Source organism: Bacillus sp. AC266 (genome assembly GCF_979253805.1).
In genome coordinates this window covers 88,352-101,855 of sequence record NZ_CEEDEC010000006.1, presented here as the reverse complement: position 1 = coordinate 101,855, position 13,504 = coordinate 88,352, and the positions used below count along the sequence as shown (strand labels likewise).

Here is a 13,504-nt window from a genome sequence, read left to right as displayed (position 1 = left end):
CGCACAAGAGGCTGGTAATATTAATCGTTAATTGCCACTCATCCGCATAAAAACATAGTAACATTATTGAAAATTATTATAAAAAGGAAGGGAAGTATCACCTTCCTTTTTAATTTATTGTTAATTAAGGAGGAAAAATGGTAAAAGTTGCTGTAATTGATAGTGGTGTTGAATATGAACACTTTGATATAATAAGCGAAAAAATTTCTGGAATTAATCTTTTAAATCAAAAAAAGGAATTAGGAGATATATCTGACCAGTTAGGCCACGGAACTGCGATTTGTTCAATATTGTCTAAATCAGATGATATTACTTCAATACAGGTTTTGAAAATTTTTAATAATGACTACAGGGTAGATCTTGACAAATTAATTGAAGCGATTGAATATGCAATATATTTAAATGTCGATATTATTAATTTAAGCTTAGGAATTTTACAACATGATAACTTAATGAGTTTAAAAATAGCTTGTCAAAAAGCAGTAGAAAAGGGAATTGTCATTGTTGCCGCATGTGAAAATAGTGGCGAAATTTCGTATCCAGCTGAATGGGATTTTGTAATAGGTGTAGATACCAATAAAAATGTAAATAAAGTAGATGAGTTCTTTTTTTTAGAAAATTCCTCTATAGAAATACAAGCTTTTGGTAAACCGCAAAAAGTCGCACATTTAAAATCGAGGCATATAGTCGTAAATGATAATAGCTATGCCACTCCACATATTACAAAATTAATTGCTAAAATTATAAATAAACACGGAAGAAAAAATATAGAATCAATTAAAAAATTATTAATGAAACAAGCAAAACAAACTATAGATCTATATCAAGTCACTTCTGAGGAATTAGTTTTGAAAGCGAAACAATTTGAGACTGATTTTGATTCACTCAGAAACAAAATCAGTAGTAATGAACTTGATGTTAATAAAGCGGTAATGTTTCCTTTTATAAAAGAATTTCATCCCTTTTTAATCTTTCCAGAATTATCTACTTTTAAAATAAAAGACATTTACGACCTTAGACAATTAGGAAAGATTGGTTCATCAACAAAAAAATATGTTCCATTAAGCAATGAAGAACTTATTATAAAAGACATTACAACAATTGATATGCAAGCTGATTTTGACACACTCATATTAGGATATACAAACGAGTTGATAGATAAGGTAGGAAAAAGTGTTTTTGTAAATTTAATTGATTTATGTATAGAAAATAATAAGCAAATCTTTTTTTTAGATGATTTTTTTGAGTTGGATTTTATGAAAAATAAGGATATATCCAATGTTACATATCCTTCTCTTGGATTAAAAGAATTAAATTTGTACTCATTATATAGAGGGAAAATTTCTAATCATTCGAAGCCGATAATAGGTGTTTTTGGGACAAGTTCTAGCCAAGGAAAATTCACTACACAATTGTGGTTAAGAAAGATGTTTTTGGAGAAAAAATACAATGTTGGTCAACTTGGTAGCGAACATCAATCTATTCTTTTTGGTTTTGACAAGGTATTTCCTTATGGTTATAACGCTAATATTAACTTACCGTTTGAGTTTTATGTGACAATGGTAAATAATTTAATACATCAAATTGAGACTGAAAAAGATCCTGATCTTATTATGTTAGGTGCTCAATCAGGTACAATCCCATACTCGCTTAATACTCTAGGTAATTTTACGTATCCTACACTAGCTCTATTACAAGGAGCAAATCCAGATTTGGTTGTCCTTCATATCAACACTTTTGATGATTTAGTGTATATAAAAAAAACAATAAAAACTATCGAGAGCTTATCCAACGCAAAGGTTGTAGCGTTAGTATTATATTCGGCAGAGAAGGTTGTTACCCCTTCAGGACGAGTGAAAACAAAATTCATTGAAGATCCAAACAAAATAAACACCTTAAAAGAAATAATATCTAAAAATTTAAATCTACCGGTATATGATACTACAAAATTAAAAGAAAGAGAAAGTTTGTTCAGTGATATCATATCATTTTTTAGTTAGGAGGGAACTAGTATATGCTTGGAATTGGTATTGGACTAAGACATGAAATGGCTAGTGACATTATAAAAAATAGAGATTGTATTGATTGGTTAGAGTTCTATCCGGATTCATTTATACATCAAGAGGCAGATATTACATTACTTGAAGAAGTAAAAGAGATGTTTCCATTATGTCCGCACTGTTTAAATTTCTCTATCGGGAGCAAAGAAAGAATTAATAAGGAATATTTAAATTCAATCAAAAAAATGGTCAATGCATATAATTCACCTTGGTTCAGTGATCATTTATGTTTCACACAAGTAAATGGAGTTGATGTTGGCCATCTAGCACCAATAGAGAGAAGCGAAGAATCCTTAGAAATAGTAACAAGAAATATTAAGACTATAAAAAAAGAAATAAAAAAAGAATTCTTAATGGAAAATATTACCTTCGATTTTGAGCTACCAACTAATCAATATAATGAAATGGAATTCATCAACAAAGTGCTGGGAAATGCAGATTGTGGATTACTTCTAGACGTAACAAATGTATTCATAAATTCTGAAAATCATAAGTTTGACCCATATAAATATATTGATGAAATTAATTTAGAAAGAGTAATGGAAATTCATATAGCTGGCGGTATTAAGGATTCACAAGGTTATTGGATTGATTCCCACTCTGAAAGAATTAATAAAGAAGTGTGGAATCTATTAGAATATACATTAAGAAAGTCTTCAACAAAAGGAATATTACTTGAGCTAGATGCTAATTATCCAAAACATTTTGAGGTCGTGAGAGAAGAACTACAAATAGCAAAAAATTTATTTAACAAATATAATTGTGCGGTGAAATGATGAAAGATGTTAATTATTTAATAAGTAAATTAGTTACTGACAAAGAACTATTTACACAATTTAAAAAAGAACCAATGGAAGTAATGCAAATTCTCCAAATTGATGTAAGTAAAAGAAAGATGCTATTAAACTTAGATATGAACAATGTAGGTGTATTTGCTTATGGTGCTTTCGTAAAAAGGTTTTCTAAGTTAAGAAGTTACATTCCAATTACTCTTAGGGCTTTAAGAATTCTTGATATTGAAAATGCAGTTTTTTTTGAAGAGGTGCATAAACTAAGGTCTAAAAAAGCATTTCAGTTTCCACCTCTTCCTGGTGACCTAGAAGCATGCATAGAAGTGATGGAGGAAAATAATTATCCCCCATTTGCAATTGACATACTTCAATTTGAATCAGCGATAGTTTTAGCATCTGTCAGAAAAAATATTACACCTTGTAGAAAACCAGAATACAACTTTGATAATAGTAGTTTAAATAAAATCAGTATATCTAAAAATGTTTCTTTAATTAATGTTAGATATGATGTTTATCAATTAAGAAATAGCATTCTAAGTAACCAAATATCTTCACTTGAACAATCTGAAAGCTACTATTTGGTCTATAAACAAAATCATAGGATTAAGGTTAAACGTATAAAATTAGAACTAGCAAATTTCATACTAAAAAAGGATAAATTTGATTTTACTAATGTTGTAGAGGATTTAAAGGAACTATACAGTAAAGGAATTTTATCAATTAATTAAACTTAAATTTAATCCAATGATAGAGAGTCGGATAGACAATAAACAATATAAATAATTGCTATAACATTTAATGTTTAGTGATTATTTTAAGTGTTTAATTTTTAAAAATTTTAGATAGGGGGATTATTTTGGAGCTTAAAGTAGTTAACCCTTCAATTAAATCATATCAATTTATTGCTTTTCCACTTGCAATAATTGAGCAACATGACGAAAGTAAGAAATGGCTATTTAATAACTTTATTCAGTTAGCATATGATAATCAAAAGAATTCACCAGTTCCTTTTTGTTTTTATATGTTGGACTATACCATAAGCCCTTTTTTAGACGTTATGAAATTTACAAGAGAGATTAGAAATTTAGTAAATCTTAATATAATTGAATTCACGCAAAAAGCTATAGAAAATAACTATTACCTTTATCTAAATGTGGATGAATATTATATTCCTAATAGAAAATCCTACACTAATCAACATTATTCACATGATATTTTAGTATATGGATTTGATAAGAATAAAAAGGTTTTTAAAGTATTAGGTTATGATAATACTATGAAATTTGCTCCATCTGAGGTTCCTTACGAAAAGTTTGCGAATGCATTTACATCCCTGGATAAAATCAATAATGATTGTGAACAGATTTGTCTTTTTAAACCTAAAATAGAACCATATGAAGTAAGTGGATCTATTATTAAAGACAGATTAATAGATTATATTGAATCAAAAAACACATCTCAACAATATGCAGATTTAAGAGAGCCTTGGGAAAGATCTTACGGATTAAGTGCTTATACATCCTTAAAGGCTTATTTTGAAAGTTTTAAAAGAAACTCCTTAGAGAAAATCGATCCAATAAATTCCTTGATAATTTTAGAACATAAGAGATTAATGAGAGATAGAGTTAATTTTTTATCTTCTAATGGATTTTTAAAAGAAAAGATAGATTTATTATCTTTTGAGGAGTTAGAAAAATTATCTGAAACTATACATCTACTATGTTTAAAATTTAATATTAAAAGAGATATATCGATAATAGATAATGTAGTTAATATAATGAATGTATTAAAAGATAAAGAAGAGCAAACTTATTCTAAACTAATTGAAATACTTTAGGGGATTTTAGCACAAAAAATATTTGAATTAAAATAAAAATCATCTATTTTGAAAATGAATTAATTAATATGGATGATTTTCCAACTGATTTAAATTGCTATTTCAGAAAAAGGTTTAATCATTTTCTCCTTTTATTGGTAAATACTCTCCTCTTTAATAGATTAAAAACTTTCGTAAAGAAGCATGTTTACGTATATATTACTATGAGGAAAAAAGTATGAAATCTTTGGAAGGGGTTAAGAAAGATGAGATCCCCTACAAAGGTAAAAGAAAAATTAAAGCTGAATTAACATAAAAAAGGCTTTGGTAGAGCAGCATATCATCAAATTGTTAGAATGTATACGGAAATAGGCCACTGATCTATAGGAGGAAAATATAAAAGATATTTAGCGAACAAATTGGTTGAATTATAAACAATCATTTAATATTCAAAACCATAGCATGCTTATTTTTGAACTCATGTTAATATAGTTCAGGAATAAGCATGCTATTTTGTGATATCTTAAGTATTAAAAAGGGCTAAATGTTGTCTAGGTATTTGTAGTAGCCTAAAGGATTAATTAATAGTTATGATATAATAAAATTCAAGTATACTAAGGGGGACTAATTAGATGATTTTTCAAAGCATGATAACAGCTATTATAGAAAAATTACAAGAGACGGTGAATCCCTATTGGATAATTGTGTTTGGATCAACGGCTGAGAATAGAGAACGAGAAGATAGTGATATTGATATAGCTTATTTAAGTGACACAACTTTAGGGAACTATGAACGTTTTTTATTAGCACAGGAGTTAGCTAACATTGTTCATAGAGATGTTGATTTAGTTGATTTATCCGAAGCTTCTACAGTTTTTCAAGCTCAGATTATACATACAGGAAAGACAATATTTTGTTCGGATGATAAACGTAAGGTCGTTTTTGAAATGAAAACCTTAAAAATGTATTCAAAATTGAATGAAGAACGACAGGTAGTATTTGATGATATAAAGAAAAGAGGTTCAATATATGAAGAATGAGGTTATTTTAAATAAAATTTCTACAATAGAGCGTTGTATAAAAAGAATCCAAGATGTGTATGGAAATGCCCCTGAAAATTTAGAGGATTTTACAAAACAAGATTCAATAATATTGAACATACAAAGAGCTTGTGAAGCGAGTATTGATTTAGCGATGCATATTGTTGCAGGAAAAAAATTAGGACTACCCCAATCTAGTCGAGAAGCCTTTGATTTGTTGGTTACAGCAGGATTACTTAGCGCTGATCTAGCAAATAAGTTAAAGGCGATGGTTGGATTTCGTAATATTGCTGTTCATGATTATCAAAGTGTAAATTTAGATATTGTTCGTCAAATTATTGAAAAACATTTAACTGATTTTAAACTATTTACGAAAGAAGTAATGGGGATATTGGAATTTTAGGCGAAAGAACAAAATAATAGAGCTGAGAAAGTAATTTATACCAGCTATTGAAACAATTACTTAATTTCGTAAAAAGAAAAGCGGTCATAAGATGAATTTGTTCATGTTGAAGTGAATCTTTGCATGAAATGTATGTAGATAATAGTAGGAGCAATATCCATATACAATTTTATCAACAAATAAGTAAATATTTTTAAAACTAATTTGTATACATATAATGTATACAAAAACAAAAAAGTTTCCTTATGGAAACTTTTTTGTTTTTGGTAAATTTACAACAGTTAATTAATATACAGTTTTTGAGAAAAATGATGAATCATGTCAAATCATCTTCATTTACACAAACATAAACGTAGTATAAAAATGAAGCATATCCAAAATAATTAAAGGGGCTGAAAAAATGATTAAAAAACTTATTATTGGTTCTATTACTTTAGGCGCAACAATAGGAGTGAGTATACCTACATTTGCTGCAACACTACATTCTTCATCACAGCTTAAAGAAACTCAAAATTCCCATGTACAATCTCTACATTCCCCATGGCAGTATTTAGGGCAAACTTCAAGGGAAATTCAAATTAAAAGTAACGATCCAAACGTACTAGCTTTTGAACTAGCAAAAGAAGCGCCATTTTACGAAGAAGAATTAGTAGACATATGTTCTGTAATTTTAGATGCAAATGTAGATGTTGTATATTGGACAAGTAAGGAATGGGTTAGATTTGAAGAAGGAAATTATGAGTTTAAACATGAAATTAAAATTTTTAGAGATAAAGAACGTCAGCAATTAATTACTGCACTAGAATCTTAGATCTTTTACAAAAAAGAAGCTATGCTATACTCCTCTTATAGTAGATAGGATAAAGAAAACACATTAATCTGTTTACTATGGAGGGGATTTTTCTATGAGTAAAATTAGCACCACTGATGAAGTAGAATTTAAGAAAAAAGCAGTCGATTTATATTAAAAGAAGGAATGAGATATAAATAATTGGGTCTTTTTTTGTTTAACATGTGTACGTTTATTACTGATGAAAATCGTAATGTAATTAAATCCATGGCTTATATTTTAGGAGTATGTCCTTTAGTATTTATTAATACAAAAGTTTCGTAATAAGAATTTACTGATTGTGCTATTTCATATGACTTTAAGATAATTGAAGAAATATATTGGATTAGGGTAAAAGGGTTTAGGCTAACTTTGTACAAGTGGATATTAAAACACTATAGAAAAATAAGGAAAATAGTTATAAAATAGGAAACTGAACGGAACCGTTCGGTTTGTTTTTGTTGTGCAAGATAAAGATAACCAAAGATAAGGGCTTAGGAATTCTTGTCTTTGTTTAAAACAAACACTTAACAAAAATAATCTAGAAGGTATCAGTACAAATGGAAAAGGTGAAGTAGTAGAAGGTTAACGTCTTCCTACTAATAGATTTCCAAAATCAGCTGGATATATAAAAGATGAGATTGCAAATGGGAAAACTGATATTTGTACAATAGATAAGAATTGGCTTCAAAAAATAGAAATTAAACTTTAGCATTATTATTCAAAAGTGTCATAACTATTATTTCTTTAGTGCTGCTATATAAAAGAGTGCTGAAAATTAGCTGCATTTTAATGCTAATCACATTGGTATCATGCTTTTGTATTTGTATACACAAATGCTTAGATTCGTTAAATTATTGCTTTAATTATAGTGAAACTATCAGTATAAAAGGAAAGAAACTCTATCAAACAAAAAAATTGGAACGTTTGATTAAATGACTAGTATGCTATTTTCATGTTCAAGTTAATAACATAAATAGAACCTATTAATATGTTACTACTTTGTTTTTGTATTGTTGAAAATAAGAAAGGTGAAATCAATGAAAAAATATTGGCATAAGCTATCGTTGCTTCAGAAAAATGTATTACTAACGGTAGTAGTAATTCTAACGCTTGTGGGAAGTATGGGGTTGTTAAGCTTTAACATGTTTCAAAATAGTATGATGTCTATATTTGAAAGGCAGTCTTTTGAAACAGGAGATACAATAATAAATCAATTAGATCTAGAAATAGTAAGAGATGTAGCAAAAGACCCTACAGCACAAAGAGTGAAGAAAGAAAAATTGACAGAGCAATTAGATAAAGCTATAAAAAATATGAAAAGTGTCGGACAAATATATGTTACAGGGGCTAAGCTAAATGATAAAGCTGAATTACAATTAGTTGCTTTGGATACAGAATTAGCAGATACGGTTTCTGTAAAACTAGGTTCTGTAAAAACAGGTGACTATTATGAGCATCCTACTCATTGGAAGAAGACATACGACCAAGTAATGAAAACGAAACAGGCACAAATGACAGAAGTGTATGAAGATGTACTAGGTACATGGGTAACAATTTTAGAGCCAATTACTGATGAAAATAATAATATAATTGCAATTGTTGCAGCGGATTTAGACGCTTCTATTATTCCTCTTACAAAGAAAGAATTTATAGTGCACGGTTTACTATTTATAATCATTTCATTAACAATCGCAATTACAATTCAAATATTCATCTCACGAAAATCTCTATCGCCTTTAAAGGATTTACAAGAAGGGTTACGTAAAGTTGGTGAAGGGGATTTAAGTATTAAGTTGAATGAAAGGTCTGATGATATAGGGATAACTAATATCTATTTTAATAATCCTATTAAAAAGTTTAATAGGATTATAGATAAAGTAAGGCAGACTGCTGAACAAGTTTCAACATCCTCACAGGAATTGTCGGTAAGTACCAAAGAGAATAGCATAGCCTTTAAAGGAATTGCAAGTGCTATTACAGGATTAAATTTAGGAGCACATTCTCATGAATATGTAGTGCAAAAATGTTTAGGAATTGTTCAAGAAATGGAAAGTAAGATGGAAGAAATTAAAAGAGCTGCAAAACAAGTTGCGACTGCTTCGGAAGATATGGAACAGCATTCTGTAGAAGGAAAAGATTTGATTAAGCAAATTGTGAATCAAATGAAAAGAAGCCGAGATTCAATTCAAAGTGTATCTTCTAGTATTTATGCATTAGAAGCACGATTTAAGGAAATTAGTGAAATAATTACTGTAATTACAAATATTCCAAATCAAACAAATTTATTAGCTTTAAATGCTTCTACTGAATCCTCATATGCTGGAGAGATGGGGAAAGGATTTTCAGTTGTTGTGGATGAGGTACGTATATTAGCGGAAAGAACTGAGGCATCTGCAAGGGATATAGCTAAATTAATTGGTGAAACCCAAGCTGAAACAGAGGAGGCTGTAAGATCCATACAGAATGGTTCAAAGGAAATAGAATCAGGAATAACACTTGTTCAAAGTAGTGATGCTTTCCTTGAAAAGATTTCAGAATCTGCACAATCTGTTACAAATCAAATTAAAGAGACTTCGAATAATTCAAGTGACATTTTAAAAGATAATCAAACTATTGTTCAGATTGTAAATGAATTATCATACATTGCAAATACATATGTGAATAGCAGTAGTAATGTAGAGATAAGTATGAAAGAGCAAGAACTGTATGTACAAGATATTGCAGAGTTGGAAAATTCTTTAAATTGGCTCTCCCAAGAGTTACAGGAGTTAATAGGGGAATTCAAAAATAAGTAGGATAGGAGAAGGTATGGGTATGACCTATACCTTTATTTATTCCCACATAAGGGATGAAAGCCTAGGTATATATGTAAAATAGCTAAAAGAATAATTTTTTTGCATATTTTGTTGGAAATAGATCATGATATTACCAAATTCAACGGAGGTGTTTAAAAAATGCAAATTCGCGAAAATAATAATTCAAACGAAATCTTAATAGCAGCTGCAGCAAGTGCAATTGAACAAATGAAATATGAAATTGCACAGGAGTTTGGTGTTACTCTTGGGCCGGATTCAACAGCAAGAGCAAATGGTTCAGTAGGTGGAGAAATTACAAAACGTTTAGTTCGTATGGCGCAAGAGCAGTTATCTGGTCAATATAAAATTCACTAAAGTTAAAGGTATATCCCATGGAAGGGATATACCTTTTTAATTTGCCTTTAAAGAGGATAGTGAAAATTTTTACTGCTAGTTAAATTTAGACACTGCAAATTTGGCTGTGAAATTCATCTTCTTCATGTAAGAAGAATTTACTCCTGCTTGAAATTGAACCGAAATATTACCGTCTTTTTGTGCTTTGAATACGCGACCGTATGGTGAATTCGCATTGTATGTGCCAATTACTTGATCATCTGCATCAAAGACTGTATAAGAAATTGGGAACCCGGAATTTTGTACAAAGACCGTAAGTTCTTCCCCTTTATTAAGATTAAATGATTCTTTTTGAGAAACCTCATAGGAACTCATAGAGTAATATTTTGTAACTTCTTGAATTTCTAAATTTGTAGTTGCTGCACTCGCTTTAGGTGCCTCTGCTCCTGGTAAGTTCATACCTGATAGTACTGCAATTCCTAATGCCCCTGCTAAAATAACTTTTTTCATAATGCTAGTTCCTCCTTTAATATATTGTGAGATTTGAAAACGAAGTGAAAATACCACCTCTTGAAACCATTATAGTTACAACGAGAATGATTTTCAATGAGATTTAATATGTAATTCTGCATACATAAGATGTCGATATAAGGTAATCTATCCGAAGTTTAAAGTATTCTTAAAGAAGGAGAGAACAACTTTTCAAAACTATGAATGTGATGGTAGCTGGTTTTTACATACGTTGGTTCTATAAGTGAATATTTTGTTGTTTTTTTATTGTGCATTCATTGTATGTAAATAAACAATCAATTGTTGATAAAGTTTTATAATTTGGAATTATTAAACAAAATAAGAGGTTATATGTTATAATAAAGCTGCAATAAGGTTTAGCATCCTAATCTTATTGTGTATATTTAGCCTAAGTATGTCGTTTGTATTAAAAATAAGAAGTCTCTCAAAAAGAGGCTTCTTATTTTTGGTATGGAGGGGGATTACAGATGATTGATTATTATCAAATTTTTTTATTTACTATGGCAGGTATTGCCTTGTTTTTTTATATACAACATGCTAGAAAACCAACGAAAAGAAACAAATGGAAATTCTTTGTTGTAGTATTTTTATTTTTCCTTTTGAATTATTTATTTCTTAGATTTATATAGGTAAATGTAAGAGGGGATACGTTTTTAATTTTAAAATATAAAAAAAGGAAGGTGTAATCCTTCCTTTCATAATCTAGTTTGTCAATGCGAATATTTAATTAACTAATGTCATTGGCGCTGTGTAAATTGTGTCAACAGATCCGTCAGCATTCGTAATTTCAACTTTATAACGGAATGTGCCTGCATCCCCAATATCTTCGCCATTGCCTGAGAAAGTAACTATTTCTTCATTTGAACCAGCTGGTAACATAGAGTTCCAATTGAACCAAGTTTCATAATAGCCCCAGCCAGTTTCATATTGTTTTTCGATAGCAACTTTGTAATTCACACTTTCAGCTCTATTATTTGTAACTTTTGCAATGACATTTTGTCCAAATCCGTATTCCGTAGCGTGTAATTGAATCGTGAAATTGTTCACTGTTTCGCTAGGGCCACAAATGTAACGACAATATTCGCTCGCTCCATCGGCATGAGCTTTAGGTGTTTCTATATTCATTGCTGTTAAACTACCAAGAGCCAATGTTCCCATTAATAATACTTTACCAAATTTTTTCATATAAAATCCCCCCTGAGTATGTTTTCAATTTGTTTAATAGTTGTCACATCAAGTAGTTATATGACATTAAGCAAATTGAATGTTCTTTTTCCCTGAGTACATTTGCTACCATTCTTCCATCTTGTAGTAATTTAATCTGTACATAAGATTCCATGGTTTTAAATCCTAAATATGTATCTGAATGTACATTGAATAGATCCTTTAATATATCGATGATACATTTGGTTTATTTACTTGTATCATCTCTTCATTACCGTTTATTGGTAAAAAGGTAATGTTATTATACATAATATTGGAATCTACTGACAAGAGCTAATAATTTTGATTTAGCCATTAACAGGAAAGAAAAGTATTAAATTAGGACGGTGTTCAAAAAGAAGATAAAAACATTTGAAATGTGTGAGAAATGATTTGCAGAACAATTAGAGCACAAGTACTGTGGGAGTTTGTAAGTACTGTAACAGAAGAGAATATGAAGCAGAAGCAGAAGCAGGAGTTAGAGTCTACACCAGGTTTATTAGTAAATCTATTTAAAACTTGTAAAAGAAACCATTCAAAATCAAAAGAAAGCGAAATAGAAAGGATATTTAAGGAAATTTAAAAGGCCTTGTCATTTTAGACAGGGCCTTTCAAAAAGGGACACAATTGACAACTGAAGGTGACTTCATATTACCATTTTTGGTATTTTAATTCCAGGTATTCATATTGAGAAATAAAATGATTATTTTGTAGAGTGTGAGATGGGGAATACTGCCTATCAATTTTTCAGGACGGGAAGGCATAAGCAGAATTTTTTATTTGCTTTAAACAAGGGATAGAAGAAATACTTTTGCTTAGTAAAGTGAGTTAATCATAGTTCAAAGTTATGTGAAAAACTGTTTTCAGAATAGGTGTCCTTTTTGTTTTAAGAAGAGAATATATTTTCTCAACAGGACAAATGGTAAACATCTATAAGTACTATTTATAAGGATAATAAGAAAAGTAGAAATTAATAATAAAGGAGAATGCGAAATGAAAACAGTAGTATCTGATAGAGATCTAGCTGAAATCCGCGAAGAAGACGTAGATGTTTTAAAGGTAATGGCACATCCGGTTCGATTACAAATTGTAAATGAATTAATGCACCATAAAATGTGTAATGTTACGCAGTTAACGGAAATATTAAGACTCCCACAATCTACTGTTTCACAGCATCTATCAAAATTAAGGAGAACCGTACTCCGTGCAGAAAGAAGAGGGTTAGAGATGCATTATTATATAGATAATGCTAAGGCTCGTCAGATTGTAGGAATTTTAGGTTTGTGGGTAAATAATAAGCAAAAAAGTTCCCTTTTTTAAAAGGAACTGTTATAAACGGTGGACAGTTATACGGGTTATATGAACCTGAATATTGTTAAAGAAAGGACACTCATTTGAGTGTCCTTTCTCCGACTTGAACCATCTTAATTTTATTGTGTTGTTATCATATAAGAAAAGAAGACATCGATTAAGATGTCTTCTTTTCCTTGTACAATTGGTGTTAAGAAGGTATTGTATTACTTAAAAAATATAAAAATATAACAATCATCGAGTAAGCTTATTATAGCATCAATAAATAGGATTTTTATATGTAATATTGCATATATATAGATTTATTGAAGTTTTATCTATATAGTTTAATTGTCTGTTATTTGTTTTAATTCATTTACTTATATTAT

At 29.6% G+C, this 13,504-nt stretch carries 14 protein-coding genes; 12 read left to right on the top strand and 2 right to left on the bottom strand.

Features of this window, described 5'->3' with window-relative positions; all coding sequences use genetic code 11:
• Positions 1–137: 137 nt before the first annotated feature.
• The 9 genes from AC0IXC_RS22570 to AC0IXC_RS22530 all read left to right on the top strand — a co-directional run bounded on the left by AC0IXC_RS22570 (position 138) and on the right by AC0IXC_RS22530 (position 10,112).
• Positions 138–2,000 carry a S8 family serine peptidase gene (locus AC0IXC_RS22570; RefSeq protein ID WP_471653352.1) on the top strand — a complete coding sequence of 621 codons (1,863 nt, stop codon included), beginning with the start codon at positions 138–140 and terminating at the stop codon, positions 1,998–2,000.
• Positions 2,001–2,014: 14 nt separating this feature from the next.
• The gene (locus tag AC0IXC_RS22565; protein ID WP_471653351.1) at positions 2,015–2,836 is read left to right on the top strand and encodes an MbnB/TglH/ChrH family RiPP precursor modification enzyme; all 822 of its coding nucleotides are present in this window, start codon (positions 2,015–2,017) and stop codon (positions 2,834–2,836) included.
• A complete protein-coding gene (locus AC0IXC_RS22560; RefSeq protein WP_002068812.1) occupies positions 2,836–3,579 on the top strand; it encodes a hypothetical protein in 744 nt (247 codons plus the stop codon). Before AC0IXC_RS22565 ends, AC0IXC_RS22560 begins: the two co-directional genes overlap by 1 nt.
• Before the next feature lie 128 nt (positions 3,580–3,707).
• Positions 3,708–4,688 (top strand): hypothetical protein, encoded by a 981-nt coding sequence (locus AC0IXC_RS22555; protein WP_002068814.1) that lies wholly within the window; start codon positions 3,708–3,710, stop codon positions 4,686–4,688.
• Positions 4,689–5,299: 611 nt separating this feature from the next.
• Positions 5,300–5,707, top strand: a complete 408-nt coding sequence (gene mntA, locus AC0IXC_RS22550) for a type VII toxin-antitoxin system MntA family adenylyltransferase antitoxin (protein WP_215586240.1) — start codon at positions 5,300–5,302, stop codon at positions 5,705–5,707.
• On the top strand, positions 5,697–6,110 hold the full coding sequence (gene hepT, locus AC0IXC_RS22545; RefSeq protein ID WP_016093854.1) for a type VII toxin-antitoxin system HepT family RNase toxin: 414 nt from the start codon (positions 5,697–5,699) through the stop codon (positions 6,108–6,110). Before mntA ends, hepT begins: the two co-directional genes overlap by 11 nt.
• A gap of 400 nt (positions 6,111–6,510) precedes the next feature.
• On the top strand, positions 6,511–6,921 hold the full coding sequence (locus AC0IXC_RS22540) for a hypothetical protein (protein ID WP_471653350.1): 411 nt from the start codon (positions 6,511–6,513) through the stop codon (positions 6,919–6,921).
• Positions 6,922–7,979: 1,058 nt separating this feature from the next.
• Positions 7,980–9,737: a methyl-accepting chemotaxis protein gene (locus tag AC0IXC_RS22535; RefSeq protein WP_471653349.1), complete on the top strand. Its 1,758-nt coding sequence runs from the start codon at positions 7,980–7,982 to the stop codon at positions 9,735–9,737.
• 159 nt (positions 9,738–9,896) lie between these two features.
• Positions 9,897–10,112 carry an alpha/beta-type small acid-soluble spore protein gene (locus tag AC0IXC_RS22530; protein WP_001167047.1) on the top strand — a complete coding sequence of 72 codons (216 nt, stop codon included), beginning with the start codon at positions 9,897–9,899 and terminating at the stop codon, positions 10,110–10,112.
• A gap of 75 nt (positions 10,113–10,187) precedes the next feature.
• Here AC0IXC_RS22530 and AC0IXC_RS22525 read toward each other — a convergent pair whose 3' ends face one another.
• The gene (locus AC0IXC_RS22525) at positions 10,188–10,601 is read right to left on the bottom strand and encodes a hypothetical protein (RefSeq protein ID WP_098717920.1); all 414 of its coding nucleotides are present in this window, start codon (positions 10,599–10,601) and stop codon (positions 10,188–10,190) included.
• 488 nt (positions 10,602–11,089) lie between these two features.
• Between AC0IXC_RS22525 and AC0IXC_RS22520 the strand changes: the two genes are divergently transcribed.
• A complete protein-coding gene (locus AC0IXC_RS22520) occupies positions 11,090–11,251 on the top strand; it encodes a hypothetical protein (RefSeq protein ID WP_016093850.1) in 162 nt (53 codons plus the stop codon).
• Between the two features lie 94 nt (positions 11,252–11,345).
• Here the strand turns inward: AC0IXC_RS22520 and AC0IXC_RS22515 are convergent, their stop codons facing one another.
• The gene (locus AC0IXC_RS22515) at positions 11,346–11,807 is read right to left on the bottom strand and encodes a hypothetical protein (RefSeq protein WP_219303816.1); all 462 of its coding nucleotides are present in this window, start codon (positions 11,805–11,807) and stop codon (positions 11,346–11,348) included.
• Between the two features lie 406 nt (positions 11,808–12,213).
• Between AC0IXC_RS22515 and AC0IXC_RS22510 the strand changes: the two genes are divergently transcribed.
• On the top strand, positions 12,214–12,408 hold the full coding sequence (locus AC0IXC_RS22510) for a hypothetical protein (protein WP_471653486.1): 195 nt from the start codon (positions 12,214–12,216) through the stop codon (positions 12,406–12,408).
• 410 nt (positions 12,409–12,818) lie between these two features.
• Positions 12,819–13,145: an ArsR/SmtB family transcription factor gene (locus tag AC0IXC_RS22505; protein ID WP_326996841.1), complete on the top strand. Its 327-nt coding sequence runs from the start codon at positions 12,819–12,821 to the stop codon at positions 13,143–13,145.
• The last annotated feature ends 359 nt before the right edge of the window (positions 13,146–13,504 follow it).